This window comes from Amycolatopsis sp. DG1A-15b, from assembly GCF_030285645.1.
Lineage (GTDB): Bacteria > Actinomycetota > Actinomycetes > Mycobacteriales > Pseudonocardiaceae > Amycolatopsis.
In genome coordinates this window covers 5765323-5788842 of record NZ_CP127296.1, presented here as the reverse complement: position 1 = coordinate 5788842, position 23520 = coordinate 5765323, and the positions used below count along the sequence as shown (strand labels likewise).

Annotated in this window: 19 protein-coding genes and 1 pseudogene; 12 read left to right on the top strand and 8 right to left on the bottom strand. The window is 70.9% G+C overall.

The genetic code is table 11. The annotated features are described in order from the left end of the window. The first annotated feature begins 374 nt into the window (after positions 1-374). The 4 genes from QRY02_RS26410 (at position 375) to QRY02_RS26395 (ending at position 2342) form a co-directional block, all read left to right on the top strand. Entirely contained in the window at positions 375-743 is a 369-nt protein-coding gene (locus tag QRY02_RS26410) for a hypothetical protein (protein WP_285985540.1), read from the top strand. 105 nt (positions 744-848) lie between these two features. Beyond that, positions 849-1199 carry a hypothetical protein gene (locus tag QRY02_RS26405; protein ID WP_285985539.1) on the top strand — a complete coding sequence of 117 codons (351 nt, stop codon included), beginning with the start codon at positions 849-851 and terminating at the stop codon, positions 1197-1199. Between the two features lie 88 nt (positions 1200-1287). Next, positions 1288-1581, top strand: coding sequence for an ANTAR domain-containing protein (locus QRY02_RS26400; protein ID WP_285985538.1), 294 nt, complete (start codon positions 1288-1290; stop codon positions 1579-1581). 407 nt (positions 1582-1988) lie between these two features. Next, the gene (locus tag QRY02_RS26395; RefSeq protein ID WP_285985537.1) at positions 1989-2342 is read left to right on the top strand and encodes a hypothetical protein; all 354 of its coding nucleotides are present in this window, start codon (positions 1989-1991) and stop codon (positions 2340-2342) included. Between the two features lie 257 nt (positions 2343-2599). On the opposite strand, the gene QRY02_RS26390 is transcribed toward QRY02_RS26395, so the two are convergent. Next, positions 2600-2833 carry a hypothetical protein gene (locus tag QRY02_RS26390; RefSeq protein ID WP_285985536.1) on the bottom strand — a complete coding sequence of 78 codons (234 nt, stop codon included), beginning with the start codon at positions 2831-2833 and terminating at the stop codon, positions 2600-2602. Between the two features lie 111 nt (positions 2834-2944). On the opposite strand from QRY02_RS26390, the gene QRY02_RS26385 reads away from it, so the two are divergent. Then, positions 2945-3529: a hypothetical protein gene (locus QRY02_RS26385; protein WP_285985535.1), complete on the top strand. Its 585-nt coding sequence runs from the start codon at positions 2945-2947 to the stop codon at positions 3527-3529. 43 nt (positions 3530-3572) lie between these two features. On the opposite strand, the gene QRY02_RS26380 is transcribed toward QRY02_RS26385, so the two are convergent. After that, complete coding sequence (locus QRY02_RS26380) at positions 3573-5201, bottom strand: glycoside hydrolase family 27 protein (protein WP_285985534.1); 1629 nt, start codon at positions 5199-5201, stop codon at positions 3573-3575. A gap of 242 nt (positions 5202-5443) precedes the next feature. On the opposite strand from QRY02_RS26380, the gene QRY02_RS26375 reads away from it, so the two are divergent. Further along, positions 5444-8341, top strand: coding sequence for a glycoside hydrolase family 9 protein (locus QRY02_RS26375; RefSeq protein ID WP_285985533.1), 2898 nt, complete (start codon positions 5444-5446; stop codon positions 8339-8341). Between the two features lie 59 nt (positions 8342-8400). Further along, positions 8401-8742 (top strand): annotated as a pseudogene (locus QRY02_RS26370) (hypothetical protein); the annotation flags it as partial. Between the two features lie 89 nt (positions 8743-8831). Here the strand turns inward: QRY02_RS26370 and QRY02_RS26365 are convergent. After that, entirely contained in the window at positions 8832-10031 is a 1200-nt protein-coding gene (locus QRY02_RS26365; RefSeq protein ID WP_285985532.1) for a glycoside hydrolase family 5 protein, read from the bottom strand. Between the two features lie 237 nt (positions 10032-10268). On the opposite strand from QRY02_RS26365, the gene QRY02_RS26360 reads away from it, so the two are divergent. Next, on the top strand, positions 10269-10619 hold the full coding sequence (locus QRY02_RS26360) for a UBP-type zinc finger domain-containing protein (protein ID WP_285985531.1): 351 nt from the start codon (positions 10269-10271) through the stop codon (positions 10617-10619). An 84-nt stretch (positions 10620-10703) separates the two neighbouring features. Here the strand turns inward: QRY02_RS26360 and QRY02_RS26355 are convergent, their stop codons facing one another. Then, on the bottom strand, positions 10704-11468 hold the full coding sequence (locus tag QRY02_RS26355; protein ID WP_285985530.1) for a DUF1206 domain-containing protein: 765 nt from the start codon (positions 11466-11468) through the stop codon (positions 10704-10706). Between the two features lie 196 nt (positions 11469-11664). Here QRY02_RS26355 and QRY02_RS26350 point away from each other — a divergent pair, with 196 nt between their 5' ends. Together QRY02_RS26350 and QRY02_RS26345 are read left to right on the top strand one after the other, a co-directional pair. Then, entirely contained in the window at positions 11665-12516 is an 852-nt protein-coding gene (locus QRY02_RS26350; RefSeq protein ID WP_285985529.1) for a MerR family transcriptional regulator, read from the top strand. 107 nt (positions 12517-12623) lie between these two features. Next, positions 12624-13976: a TIGR01777 family oxidoreductase gene (locus tag QRY02_RS26345; RefSeq protein WP_285985528.1), complete on the top strand. Its 1353-nt coding sequence runs from the start codon at positions 12624-12626 to the stop codon at positions 13974-13976. A 24-nt stretch (positions 13977-14000) separates the two neighbouring features. Here QRY02_RS26345 and QRY02_RS26340 read toward each other — a convergent pair whose 3' ends face one another. Next, complete coding sequence (locus tag QRY02_RS26340; protein WP_285985527.1) at positions 14001-15065, bottom strand: winged helix DNA-binding domain-containing protein; 1065 nt, start codon at positions 15063-15065, stop codon at positions 14001-14003. A gap of 142 nt (positions 15066-15207) precedes the next feature. Between QRY02_RS26340 and QRY02_RS26335 the strand changes: the two genes are divergently transcribed. Next, on the top strand, positions 15208-16164 hold the full coding sequence (locus tag QRY02_RS26335; RefSeq protein WP_285985526.1) for a helix-turn-helix transcriptional regulator: 957 nt from the start codon (positions 15208-15210) through the stop codon (positions 16162-16164). Positions 16165-16196: 32 nt separating this feature from the next. Here QRY02_RS26335 and QRY02_RS26330 read toward each other — a convergent pair whose 3' ends face one another. Continuing rightward, the gene (locus QRY02_RS26330; RefSeq protein ID WP_285985525.1) at positions 16197-18458 is read right to left on the bottom strand and encodes a glycoside hydrolase family 3 N-terminal domain-containing protein; all 2262 of its coding nucleotides are present in this window, start codon (positions 18456-18458) and stop codon (positions 16197-16199) included. A 147-nt stretch (positions 18459-18605) separates the two neighbouring features. On the opposite strand from QRY02_RS26330, the gene QRY02_RS26325 reads away from it, so the two are divergent. Next, entirely contained in the window at positions 18606-18929 is a 324-nt protein-coding gene (locus QRY02_RS26325; protein ID WP_285985524.1) for a DUF6204 family protein, read from the top strand. Positions 18930-19001: 72 nt separating this feature from the next. Here QRY02_RS26325 and QRY02_RS26320 read toward each other — a convergent pair whose 3' ends face one another. Both QRY02_RS26320 and QRY02_RS26315 read right to left on the bottom strand, forming a co-directional pair. After that, positions 19002-20078 (bottom strand): sugar ABC transporter substrate-binding protein, encoded by a 1077-nt coding sequence (locus tag QRY02_RS26320; protein ID WP_285985523.1) that lies wholly within the window; start codon positions 20076-20078, stop codon positions 19002-19004. A 160-nt stretch (positions 20079-20238) separates the two neighbouring features. Beyond that, positions 20239-23292, bottom strand: coding sequence for an RICIN domain-containing protein (locus QRY02_RS26315; protein ID WP_285985522.1), 3054 nt, complete (start codon positions 23290-23292; stop codon positions 20239-20241). Between the last annotated feature and the right edge of the window lie 228 nt (positions 23293-23520).

The window sequence follows — 23520 nt, the reverse complement described above, 5'->3', positions numbered from 1 at the left end:
CGGGTGACCCGGCAAAGCGTAGGAACGCGGAAGTGGCTTCACTTTCGAAGGATGGGGTTCGGGAATTCGTCACGCTCCGACATCGATATGGCCGCGTTGAGCAACTCCAAAGCGTGACGCATCGTGGTGTCTCGCTCGAAGAACACGTTGCGTAGTAATGGCTCGGTGATCACCCGCGTCGTCTTCGGACGACCTGGCGGCCCGCCGCCAGGGGCCACCCGTTCGGGCTATACGAACCCCGGTCAGGGGTTCGCTCACCCCACACGATCGGTGAATCGGCTGGAACGCCCGGCGGGCCATCAGTACGTTTTTCCCACCGAGGCGGAACAATGCCTTGAATGCCGCCTCGGCAATTGTCTTATTGAGGAGAATCCATGCTGAAGAAAATCGGCTTCGTCGCCGCCGCCATGGCGGCCGGGGCTTTCGTCACCGGTGGGATCGCGGCCGCCGGGACGCCGGACGAAGAGCACGGCCACCACCACGGCGGCTACGGCTACGACCACACCGGTCAGGTCGGCCTGGTGAACCTGAACAACACCGACGCGCTGCACAACGTCAACGGCACCCTCGGGCTCTGCGGCAACGACATCAACGTGCTCGGTGTCCAGGTGCCGATCCACGACTCGCTCAACGGCATCGGCGTGCCGATCCTGTCGCCGGGTGCGAGCGAGGCGAGTGGCGAGTCGCCGTACAACTGCGCCTCCGGCGGGCTCGCCGACGGCGGCACCAGCCAGGGCGAGTGAGTTTCCGCTTCGGCGGAATGAATGGTTTTCCGGAATGGCGCAGCGACGGGTTGCGCCGTGAAGTACCGCCCCGTGCCGGGGCGGGCAGTTGAGGAGTTCTTTCTCGTGATCAAGCAGCTCGGATTCGTCGCGACCGCACTGGCCGCCGGGTTGGCCGCGTTCGGCGGCTCGGCCTCCGCGACCGATGTCACCGTCTCGGGCCACCCGGTCGACCACAGCGAGCAGTTCGGCCTGGCCAACGTGCAGAGCCTGGACGCGCTGCACAACGTGAACGTGGTCGGCGGCGTCTGCGACGACAACGTCAACGTGCTCGGGGTGCAGGTTCCGCTGCACGATGTCGCCGAGGGCATCGACGTCCCGATCCTGTCGCCGGGGGCGCACGAAGCCGAAGGCTCGACGCCGTCGAACTGCGCCAGCGGCAGCATCGCGGACGGCGGGACGGCCCAGGGCCACTGACCGACCCGGTGGGAAGAAGCCGTCGCGCGGATGCAGTTTTCCGCGCGGCGGCTTTCCGCTGTGCGTAGAAGAGCAGGGGAGGACGACCGTGGCCGGTGACGTCGACCCGGCGGCCGAGAACGCGCAGCTGCGCGAGGCGCTGTCGTCCCAGCCGGTGATCGAGCAGGCCAAGGGCATGGTGATGCTGCTGCGGGGCTGCCCCGCCGCGGAGGCGTTCGGCGTGCTGGTCACCGTGTCGCAGCTGAGCAATGTCAAGCTCCGCGACGTGGCCGCGGTCGTCGTGGCCGCCGGCAGCGACGCCGGCCGGGGACTGTCCGATGAGGACACCGAGAACGCGGTCCGCGCGGTGTTGTGCCGTCACCTGCTGACCGGACCGGCCTGACGGGAGCTGGGAACCGGCGAGGTCGTGCGTCGCCCGGCTGCGGGCTCGGCTGAGGGGTTCACACCCCGCCGGTTCGCCAGCCGGATACCCGCTCCCGGGGTCGAGGGAACGCGTTCCGTGGTTCCGAGCCTACGGCTTCCTCTTCGTATCCGCGGCGTTTCTTGGAGTGGTTGTGCGATGAACGAGTGTGCGAATCCGCTCGTTTCAACGGAAATCTTTTTTCCCGCGACAAACCCTGCTGACCCGATCGGGCCAATCACTGCCCGGTCAGCGGCTCGCGGTGGGCACCCAATGGTGGCGTGCGGTGGAATTCGTCCCATTCTCTCAGTACATTTCCCCCACGCGGGACGGAGCACACACACCTTGTCGCCGTCCTGTCCGATGCACCGACTGATCAAGGAGAACAAATGCTGAAGAAGATCGGTTTCGTCACCGCTGCGATGGCGGCTGGCGCATTCCTGGCCGGTGGCGTTGCGGCCGCCGCCACGCCGGACGGCCACGACCACCACCACGGTGGTCACACCGGCCAGCTCGGCCTGCTCAACCTGAACAACACCGACGTGCTGCACAACGTCAACGCCGCGCTCGGCGTGTGCGACAACGAAATCAACGTGCTCGGCGTCCAGGTGCCGATCCAGAACTCGCTCAACGGCATCGGCGTGCCGATCCTGTCGCCGGGCGAGCACGAGGCCAGCGGCGAGAACCCGGAAAACTGCGCCTCCAGCGGGCTCGCCGACGGCGGCACCAGCCAGGGGCACTGAGTCCCCGCGCCACGGCCGCCCGTTGTGTGTGCGGATGCCGGCCGAGGCGCGGAATCCGGCGCCGCGCCCGAGGTGGTGCGGCGTGCCCGGAACAGGGAGCGAGCTGCACACTCCGGTTCCCCGTCCCGGGCACGCAGCGATCCCGGCGCCGACGCCGGCACGGGTGGGACCGGCCACCGGCAAAGGTGAGCCGGCCCCACCCGGCGCAGGCAAAAGCCGCGACCGACACGTCGGTCGCGGCTTTTCCGCGCGCGGGGTCACCGGCGGCCGAGCAGCCTCCCGACGACCCCGCGGCGGCGTCCCGGCTCCGGGACGGGCGTGGTGCCCACCCGCAGCACGATGTCCAGCACCGCCGCCTGCTGTTCGCCGGCGGCGCTGGTGAAGCCGGGTGACGCCGCAACGGCGCGGCGGAGGTCGTCGGGATCGGCGGTGCCGCTGTCGAACCCGCTGACCCGGGTGACGTCGATGGGGCCTCGGCACGGTGTTTCCACGCGAAAGTTCTCCTGCTGTTCGGACGGTGCGTAACCCGTTATCGCTCCGTTACCACCTCTGCGTTACCGTCCTCCTGTCCCTCGGACAGGTGAGAAGGTGGGCTCGGCACCATGACGAAGTGGCCCCGGTGGTTCGACCTCGACTGGAACAGCGACGAGCTCAGGCCGGACGAGCAGGCCTTCCTCGCCGCACTCCAGCAGGCGAGCGCGCAGTGGGATTTCGAAAACACGGCCAGCTGGGCGGCCCGGGACGAGTACGAGCACCCCTGCCTGATCGCCGTCGTGACGCGCTCCGACCCCGTCGAAAACGTCATGCGGGCCGAGTTCGGCGTCCACTACCGGGACGGGCGCGCGCAAGGTGACCTGCTGCACAGCTGCCTGCACGAGCTCCCGGACGAGCCGACGCCGTCCGGCCTCGACGTGACCGGCAGCCCCGAGGAAGTGGCGGCCGCGTGCGCGGCCTGGTTCGAGAAGACCCTCCGCAGGCCCTTCGTTTACCGGGAATGGCAGCGCGAACCCCTCGGCCGGCGCCACGCCGAGACCCGGAAACCGGCCGGCAACGGGAAGGCGCCGAGCCGGTCCGACAGCTCCGCCGCCACACCCCGTCGGCGCCTGTTCCGCGAGGGCTTCGTCTTCGGCCGCTTCCGGTTCAGGGGCAACGAGGAGCCGACTTCCCACGAAAGACGCGTGCGCTGAGTGCGGCACCGCTGCCGAACTCAGCGCACGCGGCGCCAATCGGTCAGACGCGGCTCCACTGCTGGTTCGCCTGGCCGTTGCAGGTCCACAGGATCGCGTGGGTTCCGTTGGCGGTCGCGGCCCCTTCGACGTCGAGGCACAGTCCTGATTGGACGTTGCGGATCGTGCCGTCCGAGCCGAGCGTCCACTTCTGGTTGCTCTGGCCGGTGCACGAGCGGCTGAAGACGCGCGCTCCGCTGGTCGTGCCGTCGAGGCACTTGTCGCCGAAGACGCGGATTTCACCGTTGTCCCAGGTGGTCCACAGCTGGTTGGCGGCCGTCTGGCAGTCCCAGATCAGCGTGCCCGCGCCGGAGGCGGTGGAGCCGTTGTCGACGTCGAGGCAGCGATTGGCGCCCGCACCTCGCAGCCGCGACGTCGTGGCGGCGAGCGGGGTGCCGCCGGAGACGCGGTAGGCGGCGGCTCCGTGGGCGGGCACGCTCGCGCTGATCGAGCCGCTGCTCGCCGAGGTGCCGCCGGTCCACAGGTCGGTCAGGGTGAACGAGGTGCCGGAGAGCCCGATCTGCGCCGCGGTGGTGCTGATGGTCGTCGTGCCGCTGCCGCGGTTGAGCAGCCCGACGGCGACGGACCCGTCGGCCAGCGGCTTGGCGAAGACCTCGACGTTGCCGTCGTCGCGGACCCGGCGGCCACCGGCGCCGAGGCGGTCCTGGTCGACCGCCAGCAGGCGCGGGTTGCGCAGGACGGCGCTGATGTCCGCGGACATGGTGCGGATGTCGTTGCCCGCCATGAGCGGCGCCGCCATCAGGGCCCAGAGGGCGAAGTGTGCGCGGGATTCGGTCAGCGACAGGCCGGGACGGCCGACGACGAGCATGTCGGGGTCGTTCCAGTGCCCGGGGCCGGCCTGGGCGGCCAGCGGGGCGGTGACGTCGAGGACGTTGCCGACGCCCATGGGGTAGCTGTTGGTGTTGCCGTTCTGCCAGATGTCGAGCAGGTCTTCGGTGGTGCGCCACAGGTCGGCGACCTGGCCCCAGTCGTACTTGTCGCCGGTGGTGGCGTGGTAGCTGTTGGGGTTGATGCTGTAGACGATGGGCCGGCCGGTCGCCCGCAGCGCGTCACGCATGAGGCTGAACCGCGTCACCTGCTGGTCGCGGGTGCCCTCGCCGGAGCACCAGTCGTACTTGAGGTAGTCCACGCCCCAGGAAGCGAAGGTGCGGGCGTCCTGCGCTTCGTGCCCCGCGCTGCCGGTGGAGCCGGGGTAGGTGCCGCCGCGCTGGGCGCACGTGCGGTCGGTGGGGACCTGGTAGATGCCGAACTTCAGGCCGCGGGCGTGAATGTAGTCGCCGAGGGCCTTCATGCCGCTGGGGAACTTCGAGGCGTTGCCGCGCAAGTTGCCCTGGGAATCGCGCTGCGGGTCGAACCAGCAGTCGTCGACGACGACGTACTGGTAGCCCGCGTCGCGCATGCCGGAGGAGACCATCGCGTCGGCGGCTTGGTGGATCGTGGATTCGCTGACGTTGCACCCGAAGCTGTTCCAGCTGTTCCAGCCCAGTGGCGGGGTGACCGCCGGGCTCCCCGGCGCGGCGACGGCGGCGGCCGGGACCGCGGCGGACAGCGACACCGCGGCGGCCGCCGCGGTGAACAAGTGCACGATCCGTGAACGGGTTCGAGCGGGCATCGTCGCCCCTTTCCGGACAAGCGACCGGGAGTTAGCGTTAACATTTCCAGTCGCGCGGACAGTCGTGAAACTTTCCGAAAATTTTCGGCCTCGCTACCCCGATGGCCCAGGTATGTATAGACGAAGGCTGGTGCCGCGTCCACCTCCCTTCCGCGGATTGCCAAAGGCGCGCACACGTGATTACAGTCCCCAGTCTGGGAGCGCTCCCACTGCCGCCGGGCTCGACGACGAGGAGATGGCGAATGCGGGCAAGGAAATTCCGGGCTGGTCTGGTGTTACTGGCGGTGACGGCGCTCGGGCTGACGGCGGGTTCCGTGCCCGCGTCCGCCGCGACGTACGAGCGGCTGCTCAACGGCACCTTCGCCGGCGGCACCATCGACCCGTGGTGGGCCGGGGCCGGGACCACCGGCAAGGTCACCGGCGGGGAGTTCTGCACCGACGTCACCGGCGGCACGGCCAACGGCTACGACGCGCTGGTGGGCCAGAACGGCGTTCCCTTCGAGACGGGCCAGCAGTACACGCTGACGTTCGACGCGCACGCGACGGCCACCCAGCAGATCTCCGCCGTCGCGGGCGAGGCCGTCTCGCCCTACCGGCAGATCTCCCGGACCGACCTCACGGTCACGTCCGCCACCCAGCACTTCACCGTCCCCTTCACGTCCACTTTGGACTTTCCGAACGCGGGCAACGGCCAGCTGGCCTTCTGGTTCGGCGGCCAGGCCGCGAACAACACCGTCTGCCTGGACAACATCTCGCTGATCGGCGGCGTCATCCCGCCCGGCGGCCTGCCGCCGACGAGCGGCATCCGGGTGAACCAGGAAAGTTACACCCCCGGCCTGCCCAAGCACGCCACGGTGATCAGCGGCTCGGCGACGCCGCTGACGTGGACGCTGCGCAACTCCGCCGGCACCGCGGTGACCACCGGCCAGACCCGGCCCCGCGGCGCGGACGCCGCCTCCGGCGAGAACGTCCACGACATCGACTTCTCCGCCTACGACACCGCGGGCACCGGGTACACGCTCGTCGTCGGCTCCGAGACGAGTTTCCCGTTCGACATCTCCGCGGACGGGCTGAAGAAGCTGCGTTACGACTCGCTGGCGTTCTTCTACCACCAGCGCAGCGGCATCGCGATCGACGCCCGGTACGTCGGGGCGACCTACGCGCGCCCGGCGGGGCACGTCAACGTGGCGCCGAACCAGGGTGACAACAACGTGCCCTGCCGGTCGGACCTGAACTGCGGCTACACCCTCGACGTCCGCGGCGGCTGGTACGACGCCGGCGACCAGGGCAAGTACGTCGTCAACGGCGGCATCGCGACCTGGGAGCTGCTCGACGAGTACGAGCGCGCGCTGAAGCTGGGCGACGCGAGCGCGCTGGGCGACGGGAAGCTGGCCATCCCCGAACAGGGCAACGGCGTCCCCGACATCCTCGACGAAGCCCGCTGGGAAGTCGACTTCCTGCTCTCCATGCAGGTGCCCGACGGCAAGCCGAACGCGGGCATGGTGCACCACAAGATCCACGACGCGCAGTGGACCAGCCTGCCGACCCGGCCCGACCAGGACAGCCAGCCGCGCCGGCTCTCCCCGCCGAGCACGGCGGCCACGCTGAACATGGCCGCGGTCGCGGCGCAGGCGTCCCGGCTGTGGCGGACCATCGACCCGGCGTACTCGGCGAAGCTGCTCGCCGCGGCCGAGAAGGCGTACGCCGCGGCGAAGGCCAACCCGAACCTGCTCGCCGACCCGAACGACGGCACCGGCGGCGGGACCTACAGCGACAACACCGTCACCGACGAGTTCTACTGGGCGGCCGCGGAGCTCTTCGCGACGACCGGCAAGAGCGGGTACCGCACCGACGTCACCGGTTCGTCGCTCTACCGGGGCGTCAGCTTCAACACCCACGGCTTCGACTGGGGCTCGACGGGCGCGCTCGGCGACATCACCCTGGCCCTGGTGCCCACCGACCTGCCTGCGGCCGACGTCGCGGCGATCAAGTCGGCGATCACCACGACCGCCGACAGCCACCTGGCGCAGATGGCGGGCATGGGCTACCCCGCGCCCTACCGCACGGCCGACGGCACCTACGAGTGGGGATCCAACGGCCTGGTGGCCAACAACGGCGTCGTGCTCGCCCTGGCGTATGACTTCACCAAGCAGGACAAGTACCGCGACGGCGCGTTCCAGGCCATGGACTACCTGCTGGGCCGCAACCCCGCGAACTACTCCTACGTCTCCGGCCACGGTGACCAGGCGGTGCAGAACGTGCACCACCGGTTCTGGGCGCACGAGCTGGACCCGTCGCTGCCGACCGCGCCGCCCGGGGCGCTCTCCGGCGGGCCCAACAGCGGCCTGCAGGACCCGACCGCGGCCCGGCTGCTCACCGGCTGCGCACCCCAGCGCTGCTTCGTCGACGACATCCAGGCGTACTCGGTGAACGAGGTCGCCATCAACTGGAACTCGGCACTGGCCTGGCTGGCGAACTGGACCGCGGAGAAGTCGCCGTCCGCGGTCGACACGACCGCCCCGGCCGCCGCCGGCAAGCCCGTCGTCTCGGCGGTGTCCGCCACCGGCGCGACGGTGACCTGGCCGGCGTCCTCGGACGCGGAGAGCGGGATCAAGAGCTACGACGTCGTCGGCGTGACCGGCTCGGCCCGCAAGGTCCTCGCCACCGTCACCGGAACGACCGCGACCCTGACCGGGCTGTCGCCGTCGACGGCGTACACCCTGGTCGTGGTGGCTCGCAACGGCGCCGGCCTCACCGGGCCGGACTCGGCGTCGACGCAGTTCACGACGCTGCCGGACGCCTCGGGCGGCGGCTGCTCGGTGACCTACACGGCCACCTCGTGGACCGGCGGCTTCACGGCCTACGTCACGGTGACCAACACCGGGACGACGACGTGGCCGACGTGGGCGCTGAAGTTCACCTTCCCGGGCAACCAGAAGGTGACCCAGGGCTGGTCGGCGACGTGGGCGCAGTCCGGTGCGGGCGTCACCGCCACGGCGCTGCCCTGGAACGCTTCGGTGGCACCGGGCAAGTCGGTTTCGATCGGCTTCAACGGCAGCTACACGGGCAGCAACCCGCCTCCGACGACCTTCGCGGTGAACGGCAAGACCTGCTCGCCGGTCGCTCGATCGGCGAACTGACGGAGACTCCGCTAGCGTCACACCTGCGGGCAGGTGCGCCTCCTCCCCCCTCGGCGCATCTGCCCGCACTTTTCTGCCCGCATCCGGCCTTGTCCGGACCTGCTTCGCCGCGGTGCCTCGGCGCGCCGCCGTCCGATGTGGACGGGATTGATCACCCGGACGGACTGGTCACCCTGGCCGTGGCCCAGGCGTTGCTGGGATTCACCTCCGAAGCCCGCTGGCTGCGCTTCCTCGCCGTCCGGATGCCCGGCGCGTTCGGGTACCTACCCGGCCGGTCCCGGCCGACGGTCAAACGTTCGGAGCTGGCCGGCTGGGCCAAGTACGGCTACTGCCGTTCGCACTCCCGCTGGTTCTGGGGATTGCGCCTGCACCTGGTCTGCGCCCCGGCCGGGCTGCCCATCGCATCACTCGTCTAGGTCCGCGACATCGGGGATCATCGCCGGCTGCACCCGCCGCACGCCGTGAAGCCGCGGGTGCCGGAAGTCCCGGGTCATCGACCGGCGAGGCCGCCCATGATGGCGTCGATGATGCCCTGGTGGGTCACCGCGTAGGACTTCCGGTCGAACAGGCCGAAGCCGTACTGGCCGTTGTTGCCGTTGTCCCAGTAGACGGTGGTGGCGCCGTACTTCTTGGACGTCGACACGATGGCGCGCGCGAAGTCGGCCCGGTACCGGTTGCTTGACGAATCGAACGAGGACTTGTCGATGGCCCCGTATTCGCCGACGACGACCGGATAGCCCTTCGCGACGAAGGCGTCGTGCACCAGTTTCAGCTGGGCGTCGAGGTAGTCTTCCTGTCCCCAGGTCGATTTCTTCGACGGATTGGTCGCGCCCCGGCCCCACTGGGTGATGTTGCCGTTTTCTTCGCCGGCGAAGTCCCACGGGCTGTAGTAGTGCACGGAAATCATGATCCGTTTTTCGGCGGCGGGGACGGACGAGGAGCGGAACTGGTCGGTGGGCAGCTTGAATCCGTAGTTCCCGGCGGTGTAGTCGATATTGGTGTTCCAGCCGGCGACGAGCAGCCAGCGTGAACTGTTGTTCCCGCCGGTCTTGCGCACGGTGTCGACGAAGATCTGGTTGTAGGCGTTGATGTTCGAGTAGCACGGCTGCGTCGGGTTGCCGTACTGGCCGTCGAACTCCTCGTTCATGGACTCCAGGACCAGGTGCTGGTCGTAGCCGGCGAACCGGGCCGCGACCTGCTGCCAGACCTTCTGGTACTTGGCCTTGATGGTGGCCTGGTTGCCGGAATCGCAGATCAGCCAGGAGCCGCTGACGGTCTTGTAGCCGTCGCCGTGCATGTTGATCAGCACGTACAGGCCGCGCTGGTAGGCGTAGTCGGCGACCTGCTGGATCCGGTTCAGCCAGGCGGCGTTGACCGGGTAGTTCGGGCCGGCGCCGATGTTGCCGAGGTAGGAGACGGGAATCCGGATGGTCTTGAACCCGGCCGCCTTGACCTTGTCGATGAGCGCGGGGGTGACGGCCGGCAGTCCCCACGCCGTTTCACTGGGCACGCCGTTGCTGCTGGCTTCCAGTTGATTTCCCAGATTCCACCCGGCGCCCATGTCGGCGACGATCTGCGAAGCATTCAGCGGAGTGGCGGCCGTGGCCGGATCGAGCCCGGACACGCTCGCGGTGACGGCCAGTGCGGCGGCAAGGAAGACGGACCGGAGCTTCGTTGCTCTCGAAGTCATGACGGATACCTCTCGTCCCCATTGGTGGACATATTCCAACATGGTCGGTACTCGTCGTCAATCCTTCCCTGTGATATCGATCTTTGAATCGGAAGATTGGCGATCGAAGAAATCGAATAATCGAAAGAATCGACAGTCATTCGACGCGAAACCGGCTCGGCCGCCCGGGTCTGCGGGCCGCTCGTGGCAGCACCTAAGGTGGAGGGGTCCGGTGCCGGACCGAGCAGAGGAGTGCGCATGCAAGGAGTGGATCCCTCGGTGCCGCCCAGTGGCACGGGGTGCGCGGACTGCGAGGCCGCCGACCCGCAAGGCTGGTGGTTCCACCTCCGGCGGTGCGCGGAATGCGGCCACATCGGGTGCTGCGATTCCTCGCCCGGGCAGCACGCCAGCGGCCACGCCGCCGCCAGCGGGCACCGGGTGGCCCGCAGCTTCGAGCCCGGCGAAGAGTGGTTCTGGGACTACGGCGAAGAGGTGCTGTACGAATCCGGCCCCGCGCTCGCCGCGCCCGAACACCGGCCGCTCACCCAGGCCGTGCCCGGCCCGGCCGGCCGGGTGCCCGAGGACTGGACCCAGCACCTGCACCAGTGACCGGTTCACCCCGCGGGCGGTGAACGCCACCCGCGGGCGGCCGGGCCCGGGTGCGCCGCCGAGCCCGGCTGACCCCGGTCCGCGTCACAGTCGGCGGAACCGTGCCTCCAGCAAGGCGAACACCCCGAACACGGCGATCCCCACCGCCAGCGCCAGCAGCAGGACCTGTCCGTACGGCTGCACGGCCAGCGTCTTCAACGCGGGATCCAGGCCGGCGGCCTTGCCGGGGTCGTAGCGGACGGCCGCCAGGACGAACATCGCCCCCACCGTGGCGTAGGTGATCCCCACCGCGCACCAGCCGATCTGGCCGAGCCGGGTCGTGGAGAGCCGGAGGGTGCGGGACGCGCCGCCGAAGTCGAGGTCGTGGAGGAACTTCTTCCGCGCCCCGCGGTAGGCGAGCCACGCCGCGATCACGATGACCAGGACTCCCGCCGCGATCACCGCGACCGCGCCCCACGGCCGGCCCAGCACGCTCGCGACCACCGACCCGGCCTTGCCGGACGTACCCATCGCCGTCTTGCCGGCGCTGTAAGCGACGAGGCCGTACAGCACCACTTCGACACCGCTGACGGTCCGCCGCACCCATCGCCGCCGGGGTCCGGCGTTCCGGTGGCCGGTGACCGCCTCGGCGAGCTGCCACAGCGCCAGCACCCCGGTGCCGGCGGCAACCAGCCAGAGCAGCCAAGCCCCGCCTTCGGAAGCGACGATCTGCAGCGCCCCCGCCTTGTCGGCCCGCTCGTTGTCGCCGAGCGCGACCTGCGCGGCCAGCCACGCGACGAGGAGGTGCACCCCCGCATAGCACGTCAACCCGATCCGGGCAAGCAGGCTGAAAACTCTCAGTTCGGGCATGAAGGTGAGTTTTGCTCACCTTGGCCGTTTTGACCAGACACGATCGTGATCGCGGGACGGGGACTCACCGCGTTCCCCGATCGCATCGCGAATGCATCGCAAGTTCGTCCCTCTGTGCCGATCGCCGACCGGTTCCCGGCCTGCCTCACGGGTACGGTGATGCAAAACCTGTGCAACCGGCGCCCGGGGAGACCGCGTGAGCAGAACACCGGAGTCGCGGTCCCTGAGTTCGGGGGAGGTCGCCCGCGCCCTCGGTGTCTCGCAGGTGACGCTGCGGACGTGGGAGCAGCGGTACGGCATCGGTGCCTCCGATCGCGAGGAGAACGGCCGCCGCCGGTACACCGCCGATGACGTCGATCGGCTGCGGCGGATGCGGGCGCTTCAGGCCCAGGGGACCCGGGCGCGCGATGCCGCCAGGTTGGTGCTGTCGCGGTCGGCGGCGGAAACGACCGTCGACCGGCGACGGCAGCGGATCGCCGAAGCTGCCGAACTGCTCGACGTGGCCGCCGTCGGCGACCTGGTCGACGACGCGCTCGCGAGCCTGGGCGTCGCCAAGTCGTGGACCGAGGTCGTGGCGCCGGTCCTGCGCGCCATCGGGGCGCGCTGGGCGGGCACGGGCGACCGCGACGCGATGGCCGCGGAGTGGGCGCTGGCCGCCGCGGCTTCGGCCGCGCTGGACCGGCTGCGGGCGCCGGCGCCCGCGCGGGCCGGCCGGGGTCCCGCGCTGTTCGTGTGCGGGCCGGCGGAGCGGCACGAACTGCCGGTCAAGATGCTCAGCGCGGCGCTGGGCGACGACGGCGCTCCGGCGATGTTCCTCGGCGGCCCGGTGTCGCTGGACGTCCTGCGGGTGGTGGCCGGCCGGTTCGCGCCGAGTGCGGTCGTCGTGTGGTCGATGACGTCGCCGTCGGCGGATGTGCGAACCTTGCGCACGCTGCACGCCGAGGGCGTTCCGGTGCGCCCGGCCGGCCCGGGCTGGCGCGGCCTGCCGACGGTCGGCGAGCCGCTGCCGCCGTCGTTCGCCGACGCCTTGGCAGCCTTGGGGAATTGACGCCCTGCATCGAATATGAGTCACAAAACGGCGGCTTCGACAGGCGTAGTCACGAATCTGCGCCTGCGCTTGCGCACATTGCATCGTCTGTGCATCGCGAGGTGATCGTGGCCAGGGTCTGTCGCTCGGTCGTCCCGTCGGCGGTCGAAGACGTCTTCGCCTGGCACGCCCGGCCGGGGGCGATCACCCGGCTCACCCCGCCGTGGCAGCCGGTGCGCGTCGGCGCGGAGGCGGGCTCCCTGCGCGACGGCACGGCCAAGCTGGTCCTGCCCGGCGGCGTGCCGTGGGTGGCGGCGCACGAAGCGGACGGCTACCGGCCGCCGCACCAGTTCGTGGACCGGCTCGCCTGTCCCGTGCTGCGGTGGCGCCACACGCACCGGTTCGACGCGGCCGGCCCCGGCCGGACGGAGGTCACCGACCACGTCGACACCCCGGTGCCCGAGGCGTTCCTGCGCTCGATGTTCGCCTACCGGCACCGCCAGCTGGCCGCCGACCTGGCCGCGCACCGGCGCTACCGGCACGACTCGCTGACGGTCGCGGTGACCGGGGCGAGCGGTCTCGTCGGGACGGCGCTGACGGCCCTGCTGACCACCGGGGGACACCAGGTCGTCCGGCTGGTGCGGCGGCCCGCCGAGATCCCCGGCGAGCGGACGTGGCAGCCGGACGCACCCGCGGCGGACCTGCTCGCGGGCGTCGACGCGGTCGTGCACCTGGCCGGGGCCCCGGTCGCCGGCCGGTTCGACGACCGCCACCGCCGGGCCGTGGGCGACAGCCGGATCGAGCCGACGCGGGCGCTCGCGGAGCTGGCCGCGCGCACCGACGGCGGGCCGAAGGTGTTCGTCTCGGCGTCCGCGGTCGGCTACTACGGGCCGGACCGCGGCGACGAGCTCCTCAGCGAGGAAAGCGAGCGCGGACAAGGGTTTCTGGCCGACGTCGTCACCGACTGGGAATTGGCCACCGAACCGGCGCCGGCGGCGGGGCTGCGCGTGGTCCGGGTGCGCACCGGCCTGGTGCTGAGCCCGCGCGGCGGCCTGCTGCGGCTGCAGTACCCCCTGTTCGCCGCCGGGCTGGGCGGCCCGCTCGGCGCGGGACGGCAGTGGATGCCGTGGATCGGCCTCGACGACCTGGCCGACGTCTACCTGCGCGCCCTGACCGACTCCGTCCTCAGTGGACCGGTCAACGCGGTGAGCCCGGAACCGGTGCGCAACGCCGAATACACGCGCACGCTGGGCACCGTGCTCAAGCGGCCGACGCTGCTGAAGGTGCCGTCGATCGGTCCCCGGCTGCTCCTCGGCCAGGACGGCGCCCGCGAGCTCGCCTTCGCCGGCCAGCGCGTCGAACCCCGGCGGCTGACCGCGGCCGGCCACGAGTTCCGCCACCCCCGCCTCGCCGACGCCCTCGGTCACCTGCTCGGCACCGCCGGCGACCTGATCGAATCGGCCGCCGGAGAACCGGTATGACGACGGACTGAAGGGCGGGCCGGCTCAGTCCGTGAAGGTCACCGTCTCCGCGGCCACGAACGGCAGCAGGCGGCGGGCCTCTGCCTCGACGGCGGCCCGGTCGGCGTCCGGCAGCGGGCGGAACGGCGTCAGCCGCAGCTGCGTGCCGGACAGCGCCCAGCTGCCGTGCACCCGCCCGTCGATCAGGAACGCCGGCCGCACCAGCGCGCGGCCGGGCATGATCCGCTTCCGGTCCTCGGCGGAGATGATCCGCGTCCGGTCGGCGTGGCCGAGCAGAGCGTTGTCGAACGCCGGCAGCAACCGGGCGGGCGCCGGCGTGTCGGGGCCGGGCAGCGGGGCATCGGGCAGGTCCACCAGTTCCCGGCCGTGCGGGTCCCGGTAGCAGCGCAGCTCGGCGCGCATGCTGTCGACGACCTCGCCCAGCCGGGTCAGCCCGCTCCACGCCTGCACGTCCTGCACACCGGCCGGGCCGAACGCGGCGAGGTACCGGCGGACCAGCTCCCGGGCGCTCGCCGGCGCGCCGGTCTCGACGGCGGTGACCGAAACGGACGACCGGGTGCCCCAAGCGCCCCAGCCGGCGGTGGCCGGGTCGTGGACCACCGCGGTCCGCAGTTCCACCAGGCCGGCCAGGATCCGTCCGTCACGGCCGGGGTAGCGCTCCGCCAGCCGCCGGGCCAGCTCGGCGCGGGGCATCGCCTGGCCGCCGAGGATCCGCCGGCCGGCCGCCACCAGCTCGGCGGTGTCCAGGCCCGCGGTGGCGCGGCTGAAGTAGGCCGCCCCCGCGGTGCGGTCGAGCACCGGTTGCAGCAGCGGCCGGAACCGGCGGAAGTCGCCGGCCGCGGCGAGGTGCTGCGTGCTGCGCAGCAGGCCCGATCGGACGACTCGGCGGCTCTCCAGCAGGGTGGTGAGCCCGGCCTGGTCGAAGTCCCGGATGCGGCTCCACAGGCCGACGAACGGCCAGTTCGGCTCCTGGGCCTGCATCGCGACCAGCCGCCCGAGCACCGCCAGCGGGGTGTCGCCGGTTCGGGCCAGCAGGAACTGCCGCTGCAGCAGAGCGCGGTTCAGGGCGTCGGACGACAGCACGGTCACGTCAGCCGCACCGAGACGCGGCCGCGATAAGCACGTTGCGGGTGATCATCGAGGTCTTCCCTCCATCGGTTCCGGTCTTCGAGGGGGACGTTAACCGGGCTTCCGGTCACTTTTCGTCCGGAACGCTTGCGAGGATGGGGACATGGCGAACACCAGCTCCCGCGCCCTGCGACTGCTGTCGCTCCTGCAGACCCACCGGCACTGGCCGGGCCCCGAGCTGGCCGGCCGGCTCGAGGTCTCCGAACGCACCCTGCGCCGCGACATCGAGCGGCTGCGCGACCTCGGCTACCCGGTCCAGGCGTCGCGCGGCACCGACGGCGGCTACCAGCTGTCGCCGGGTGCCGTGCTGCCCCCGCTGCTCCTGGACGACGAAGAGGCGGTCGCGCTCGCGGTCGGCATGGGCGATGCCGCGCAGAGCGGAATCGCCGGCATCGAGGAAGCCGCCGTCCGCGCGCTCACCAAGGTCGTGCAGGTTCTCCCGCCGGGGCTGCGCACTCGAGTGGACGCGGTCCGGGCGATGACGGTTTCGCCGGCCTCGAGCGGGCCGATTGTCGCGTCCGGCACCCTCACCGCGGTCGCCCGCGCGTGCCGGGACGAGGAACGCCTCCGCTTCGGTTACACGGCAAGGGGTGCGGCGCCGGCCGAGCGCGAGGTCGAGCCCCACCGCCTGGTCGCCCAGGGCGGCCGCTGGTACCTGGTCGCCTACGACCTGACCCGCCACGACTGGCGCAGCTTCCGCCTCGACCGCCTGACCGGCCCCCGGCCGACCGGGGCCCGGTTCCGGCCGCGCGAGCTGCCGGCCGAGAACGCGGCGGCCTTCGTGCAGACCAGCACCGGCGCCCCGGCACCCCACACGGTCCGGGTCCTCGTGCACGCACCCGAGGCCCGGGTGCGCCAGGTCGTCGGCCAGTGGGGCACGGTCGAGCCCGCCGGGCCGGACAGCTGCCACCTCACGATGACCTCGGCCGGTCTGGACTGGCCGACCCAGGCGCTGGGCAACATCGGCGCCGACTTCGAGGTGCTCGGGCCCCCGGAGTTCGCGGCGCACCTGCACGAATGGGGCAGCCGGTTCCTCCGGGCGGCACCGGCGGCCGGCTGACGCCGTCGCCCGGCCGTGCCGGGTGAGCGGGTTCAGACCACGGTGAAGCTCGCCGAGAGCGTGGCCGCCGAGCTGGTGCCGACGTAGACCTCGATCTTGCCCGGCTCGACGCGGAACCGGGCGGTGTTGTCGTAGAACCCGACGTCGTCCGGCGTGAGGGTGAACGAAACCGTCGTCGACGCGCCCGCGGCCAGGCTCACCCGCCGGAAGCCGCGCAGCCGCCGCACCGGCTGGACGATGCTCGCGACCGGGTCGCGCAGGTAGAGCTGGACGACCTCGTCGCCGGCCCGGCCGCCGGTGTTGGTGACGGTGGCGCTCACCTCGATCCGGCCACCGCGTGCCGGCAGGCGCGTGCTCGACAGCCGCAAGCCGTCGACGCGGAACGTGGTGTAGGACAGGCCGTGGCCGAACTCGTAGAGCGGCCCGCTCGCCAGGTCCAGGTACTTCGACGTGTACTTGTTGGCCGGGTCGGCGGGGCGCCCGGTGTTCTCGTGGTTGTAGTAGATCGGGATCTGGCCCACCGCGCGCGGGAAGCTCACCGGCAGCTTGCCGCCCGGGTTCACCACGCCGAACAGGACGTCCGCGATCGCGTGGCCGCCCTGTACACCGGGTGCCCACGCCTCGAGGATGGCGGGGGCGTTCTCGTGCAGGTACGGGATCGTCAGCGGGCGGCCGTTGACCAGCACGACCACGAAGGGCTTGCCGGTTTCCTTGATCGCGGCGACCAGCTGCTGCTGCACGCCGGGGAGGCCGATGTCGCTGCGTGCCGCCGCTTCGCCGCTCATCGCGGCGGTTTCGCCGACGACCACGACCGTCACGTCGGCGGCCCGTGCCGCCTGCTGGGCGGCGGCGAACCCGCCGGTATCGGTTCCGTCGACGGTGCAGCCGGGGGTGTAGCTCACGGTGGCGCCGGGCACCGCGGCCTTGATCCCGTCGACGACGGTCACCGGCGGCGTCGTCGAGGCGCCGGTGCCCAGGCCCGCCCAGGTGCCGTTGAGGTCGTAGGTCGCCGCGCCGAGCGGGCCGACGACGGCGACCGAACCGGCGGTTTTCGCCAGCGGCAGCACGGGTCCGTCGTTCTTGAGCAGCACCATGCACCGCGCGGCGGCCTGCCGCGACGCGGCCAGCGCGGCCGGCGAAGGCGCTTTCACTTCGGCCGCTTCGTCGACGTACGGGCGCTCGAACAGGCCGAGCCGGAACTTGACGAGCAGGATCCGGCGGACGGCGTCGTCGATCTGGTCGCGGGTGATCCGGCGCTCGGCCAGCAGCCGCTCGGCGAACCGGGCGTAGTTGGTACTGACCATCTCCATGTCGACACCGGCCGGGAGCGCGGCGGCCGCGGCATCCGCGCCGTCACCGGCGAGGCCGTGCTGGATCAGTTCCTCGATGCCGGTGTAGTCGCTGACGACGAACCCCCGGAAACCGTAGGCGCCCTTGAGGACGTCGTGCAGGACGTAGCCGTTGCCGTGGGCGGGCACGCCGCTGATCGCGTTGAAGCTCGCCATGACGGTCGCGACGCCCGCTTCGACGCTGGCCTTGAACGGCGGCAGGTAGAGGTTGTGCAGCCGTTGCAGGGAGACGTCCACGGTGTTGTAGTCACGCCCGCCTTCGGCGCCACCGTAGGCGACGAAGTGCTTGGCACAGGCGGCAACCCGGTCCGGCGCGGAGTAGTCGTCCCCTTGGTAGCCCCGCACCTTGGCGACGGCGAACTGCGTCGCCAGGTAGGGGTCTTCGCCGTACCCTTCGGCAATCCGGCCCCACCGTGGTTCGTGGGTGACGTCCATCATCGGCGCGTAGGTCCAGTGGATGCCGCTGCTGCGCGCTTCCCGGGCCGAAACGGCGGCATCGGTCCCCGCGACGGTGGGGTCGAAACTGGCGCCCTGGGCGAGCGGGATCGGGAAGTTGGTGGTGTACCCGTGGATGACGTCGAGGCCGAAGAGGAGCGGGATCCGCAGCCGCGTCCGTTCGACGGCAAGGCGTTGCAGGGCATTGAGTTTCGCGGCCCCGATCACGGAGAAGACACCCCCGAGCCGCCCGTCGGCGAGGGCCGCGCGAGCGGCGGTTTCGTCGCCGACGAGCTGCAGCTGCCCGATCTTCTCGGCGAGCGTCATCTTCTCGAGCAGCGCCTCGACCCGCCGATCCCGCGCGACGCTCGCTCCCGCGGCGCTTTCTCCCGCGGCGGCCGAGGGGGAGAGCAGCCCGACGGAAGCAACCCCACCGGCGAAGCCGGCCAGCACCCGCCGCCGGTTCACCCCACCGGCGGCCGAAGTTCCGTGACGATCTTGCTGCGACATGGCGGGGACCCTTTCGCGAGGCGGAGAAAGCGGTGGCGAGCTCCTCTGATCGGTCAGGCCCGTTCAGCGTAGTCACGGTCCGGCCACCTGCAGTGTCAGCGGAAAAACCGATTCCGCAGCCGAGACGCGCCTCGCTAACCTGACGGCATGCCGACCTACCGCGTCCTGGTCCGTGGCAAGTTCGACCGGCCAACGGAAGCCGTCCGCGCGAAACTCCTGGCCAACGCCGGCACGGGCGGCCTTGCGGACCTGGTCTTCAGCGAAACGGGAACGCTCGCCTACAGCCGGCACCTGGGTGGCTTCAGCTACCGCGTGGTGGTGGAAGCCGCGGCCGGCGCGGACGCCACGCAGCGAGCCCACGACCAAGCCGAGTTGATGGCGATGGAGCTGCTCGAGCGCGAGAACTATCCGTACCGCGACCTCACGGTCAGCTCGACCTGCATGGACGACGTGAAGGTCAACCACCGCTGAGCCGCAGGGCGGAGCCGGGTCAGGTGAGCCGGCTGGCGGCCAGAGTCCGCGGCTGTCGCCGGGCAAAGCGGACTACGGCCGTGCGCTGTCGCCCTCGTAGATCTCCGCCTTCAGGATGGTGCGCTTGGGCACGGCGTAACCGCGGTGCATCTTGACGAGGAGGTCGACGGCCCCCACCGCCAGGCGGTGGGTGTCCTGGACGACGGTGGCCCGGAACGGGCTGTCCGCGGTGTCGATCAGCGTTCTGGCTTCCAGCACTCCGTCGATGCCGACCACGATGGTGTCCTGGGTCGCGGCTGCCGCGAGGGCCTCGACCGCGCCCAAGGCCATCTCGTCGTTGGTGCAGAAGATCGCATCGAAGCGCTGCCCGGGTGCCAGTTTCCGCAGGTGGGTCCGGACCGCGTTGTGCGCCCGTGAGCGCACGAACCCGCAGCGATCGTCGGTGACGACGTCGACTTCGGGCAATCCGGAGCGCAACGCCTTTTCGCAACGTTGCTGCCGGCTGTCGTGTTCGAGACTGGCGATGATGAGCACCCGCGGCCCGGTCCTGCCGCGCAGGTGCTTGACCAGCCAATCGCCGGCCAGTTCGCCGAGTTCGCCCGTGTCGTAGCCGATGAACGCGGTGTTGGCCGGGTACTCCGATTCGGTCGGGAAAGGCTCGAGATCGGAAAACACGACGGGCAGGCGCGATTCCCCGCAGAACGTCGCGAGGTCTTCGCGCAGCCTGGACACCTCTCCGGCGATCACGATGCCGCCGATGTAGGCGTGCTTCCGGGCCAGGATGCGGCGCAGGTGATGGGCTTGCGCGCCCGCGTCGTAGTCGCGGTCCGGTACCTTGAGCACGAGGTCGATGTCGTCGCGGTCCAGTGCGCTGTGCACGCGTTGCACCAGGGCCGCCACATAGTACTTCTGCTTGAACGCCGACGTCATCAGGAAAGCCGCGCCGGGCTTTTTCCTCGGCCGCAAAGCGAACGCCGCCCAGAAAACGAGCGCGACGACGGCGGAAACCAGAGCGGACCAGAGGATCGTGGCGCCCGCCGAAATGCCCGCTTGCAGGACTTTCGCGAGGACGGCCAGGATGACGCCGCTCACGACGGAAGTGGTCACCGCGAACAGCGCGGGCGTCTTGTCCCGGTTCAGCCAAGCCATCCAGGCACCCTCCCAGCGGTGTCGCCCGCCGGCAATCCTACGGGCGCCCGCGGCCGGTCACGCCCGGACGAATCGCGCCGGCCGGACGCACCACGAGGGTGACGTACTGGTGGTCACCGGCCCGGCGCGGTGGGGTACGCACGCCGGGCCGGGAGCTTCATCAGGCGGGGACGAGCTGCCACTGCTGGTTGGCGCCGGTGCCGGCCGTGTACTGCGCGACTTTCGCGCCGTCGCCGGTGTCCCAGTTGTAGTCGTCCGCCGCCAGCCCGCTGTCGTGGCTGAGGATGCTGAAGTACCCGTCGCCGGTGGGCCGCAGGTACCACTGCTGGTTGGTGCCGCCACTGGGCGTCCACTGCTGGAGCTGGAGCCCGGGTGTCGTGGAGTAGCCGTTGACGTCGAGCGCCTTGCCGGTGGGCACGTAGACCAGCGTGTAGGCACCGCCGGGGGCGTCCTTGACCGTCCAGGCGCCGCCACCGGTCCGCTGGACGGCCAGCGCGCCGTCGCCGGGTGCGTCGCCGGCGATCGCGAGCGGCTTGCCGCTGTTCCGGTTGACGATGCGGTAGTTCGTGCCCGCCACCGGCTGGCCGGAGATCTCGAAGCGGTCGATGGTGCCCCAGTCGTGCGTCGAAGCGGCGCGCTGGGTGCCGGTGACGCGCACGCGGATCGTGTGCGCGCCGGAGGTGAGCCGGGGGCTGGACCAGACCGGGACGTCACCGGAGCGGGTCGCCGAGTACTCGTCGACCAGCGACTCGGATCCCCCGTCGAGGGAGACGCCGACGATGCCGTGGCTCGGCGCGGTCACGGCGTGCAGCGTGACGCCGGTACCGGTGAAGCTCAGCGTCGCCGTGTCGCCCGTGACGTCACTGTAGGAGTTGGTACCGGCGTAGAGGCTGGTCTCGCCGGTCGCGTGACCCCAGCTGCCGGCGTAGGTCACCGAGGAACCGGCGTCGTCCACACTGGTCGTCGGAGTGCCCAGGGTGAGGTACTCGACGTTGTCGGTGAACGTGGTGTTGCCCGCCTTGGTGGTCGACAGCGTCAAGTACACACGGGAGCCGCTGCCCGGCGCGGTGAACGAGATCGGCTGGGTGACCCGGGAGCCGAGCGGGATGGTGAGCGGGGTGCTGCCGGACGCGACGACCGCGCCGTCGGGCTGGTCGAGGTGCGCCGCCCAGCCGAGGGTGACGGACGTGCCGGTGAAGTCGTCGTTGAAGACGGTGACGTTCCGGGTGACGGTGCTGTTGTAGGCGTAGGTGTCCACCGCCTGCGGGAGCGGGAAGGCACCGTTCGCGTCCGACTTGCCGGAGGCGGACCAGTAGGGCAGGTCGATCGCCGCGACCGGGTTGAACGCGGCCTGGATCCGCTGGATCTGCGGGTTGCTCCACGGGGCGGGCAGGTTGTCCTCGCCGTAGACGGGGTGGCCGCCCTCTTCGGGGACGAAGTCGGTGCTCCGCACGCCGGGCACGAAGCTCGCCCAGCCGGAGAGCAGGGTGTAGGGGCGCAGGTCGCTGGCGTCCTTGGCGCGCTTGGCCGCGGTCGCGGTGGCGAACCACTCGAAGCCCTGCTTGGTGTTGGACTTGTCCCAGACGTACTCGCCCTCGCCGTCGGGCCGGCCGGCCAAGGTGGTGCGCGCCTCGCCGTAGGTGCCGATGCCGTCGATGTAGTGGGAGTAGACGGCGAAGTTGCCGTTCAGCATGGTGGGGTACGGGTTGGTGTTCCAGGCGGTGTCGACGCTGACCGGCCGGGTGCCGTCGTTGCCGTTCATCGCCGCGTACAGGTCCTTCTCGAACGCCTCGGAGTCGAAGCTGCTGAGGTCCGCCTCGTTGCTCTGGCTCCAGCGGATGATCCCGGGGTGGTTGCGGTCACGCAGGGTCAGCGCCTTCGCGTGGTTGACCATGTTGTCGTGCCCGGCGACGAAGTCCTGGCAGCTGCAGGTGCCGCGGATCGCGGTCTCGTCGATGACCATCAGGCCCATCTCGTCGGCCACGTCGAGCATGTACGGGCTGGCGGGCTCCTGGTGGATGCGGACGACGTTGTAGTTGAGCCGCTGGTAGTTGTCGACGGCTTGCGGCCAGCCGCCGTTTCCCGCGGACGGGGGGAGGAAGCCGGGCAGCGTGTCGTAGGCGTCGCCCTTGCCGCCGTTGTCGATCCGGTCGTAGTCGGCGCCCTGCAGGCTGTCGCCGCGGTAGTTCACGCGGACGCCGTTGAGGTAGTAGTACTCGCCGTTCTGGGTGCTCTCCCGGAACCCGAAGCGGTAGGTGGCGTCGCTGGTGCGGCCGTTATCGGTGGCAGCGTGCACCGACAGCCGGTGCAGCTGGGCGCGGTACCCGGCGCGGTAGGGCACGTTCGGCCACCAGTACGAGGCGGCGCCGAGGTTCCACGCCACCGGGCCGACCGTCACCTTGGCGGTCGAGTGGGCGGCCACGGTGACCGTGCGGCCGGGCAGCGCCGGGTAGCTGAACGACGCGCTGTTGTCCGAAGCCAGCGCACCGGACAGCGTCACCGACCGGGAGCTGCCGGACGTGTTCGTCACGGACACGTCGTAGCTGAGGCTCCGGTCGGCCACGGAGGTGCGGATGAACGCGTCGCTGACGTACACCGCCGGGTAGACGCGCAGGAACGCCGAGCGGTAGATGCCCTGGGGGATCGCCTCGGACCAGTTGGCGGCGTCGGGAACCAGGGTCTGGCTCCCGTTCTTCAGCGCGTAACGGCCCTTGACGTGCACGCTGATGGTGTGGGTGGTGCCGGGGGCGGCGAAGGCGGAAACGTCGAAGCCCGACGGCGTGAAAGCGGTGGTCCGGGTGGCGACCACCTGCCCGTCCACCGACAGCGTCGCCTCGTGGTTCACCGCGCCGAACTCGATCCACGCGGACTGCGGCTGCCCGGTGTCCGGCACCGTCACGGTGCGCGAGTACGTCGCCTCGGTCACGTCGGTGAAGCCCTGCTTGTACCAGCCGCCACCGGGCACGGTGATCGTGGTGGCCGCCCGGCCGGCGGGGGTGAAGCCCCACGACCCGGCCAGGTCGACGGACGCGAGCGCGCCGTTGCCGGCACCGGCCCCGTCGGGGGTGGGGGAGGCCGCCGCGGGGGCCGCCTGGGCGACGGCGGTGGGCTCCGCGACCCACACCTGCGCCCCGGCCACGGCGAGCGCCGCCGTGGCCGTCGCCGCCCACCGGGTGAAGCGGCGGCGCCAGACCGGCCGAGTCCGATACCCCATGAGGCGGCTCCCATCTTCGTTGACGGCGCGAATGTTATCGCTCACATTCCGGCGGCGGAAGCCTTGAATTTTTCAGGGCCGGGAGCCGTGCTCAGCGCTCGGCCGAGCCGCCTCCGAGACGTCGTCCCTGCGCGCTACTGACCCAAAGATCCAGTTCAGTGAGGCGCACGGCGCTTCGTCAAGTCGAGCCGTAGGACGTCGAGAGGCCGGGTACTCGTGGGCTGAGGT